Source organism: Lactobacillus sp. C449L (genome assembly GCF_059900815.1).
In genome coordinates this window covers 1-466 of record NZ_JBWXGA010000185.1, presented here as the reverse complement: position 1 = coordinate 466, position 466 = coordinate 1, and the positions used below count along the sequence as shown (strand labels likewise).

The window sequence follows — 466 nt, the reverse complement described above, 5'->3', positions numbered from 1 at the left end:
GCTTGGACCGATCAAGGTCTGAGCCTCCCGCCCGCTCGCGGCGGGCGGAGCCGGGAAGCGGCGCGGGCCTCGACGGCCGCGTCCGGCAGGCCGGCCCCGCTCCAGCCGGCGGGAAAGGTTCAGGCCGCCTCCAGCCCCGGCGCCGCCACGGGCGCCGCCCGCTCCCCCGCCAGCACGCGGTCGGTCAGCACCCCCGCGGCCTTCCACATCGCCCAGGCCCCGGCCGCGCCCGCGATCCCGTCCACGGCATAATGCCAGCCGAGATGGACCGAGCCGAACCAGATCAGGAAGGCGAAGGCGGCGAAGGCGCAGCCGGCCGCGCGGCTCAGCTGGAAGGCGGCGAGCGCGAACAGCACCGCCAGCGCGTTGTGGAGCGACGGCATGGCCGAAATGCCGCCGGCCGCCATCAGCGCGCGGCTTTCGAACGCGCTCAGCAGCTCCTCCTGCCCCATCAGCGCCTTGAGCC

1 protein-coding gene is annotated in these 466 nt (G+C 75.8%); it reads right to left on the bottom strand.

Going from position 1 to position 466, the window contains the following annotated elements:
* Positions 1–119: 119 nt before the first annotated feature.
* On the bottom strand, positions 120–466 hold a 347-nt coding region (locus tag AC2JF9_RS08945), incomplete at its 5' end, for a phosphatase PAP2 family protein (RefSeq protein ID WP_500727061.1).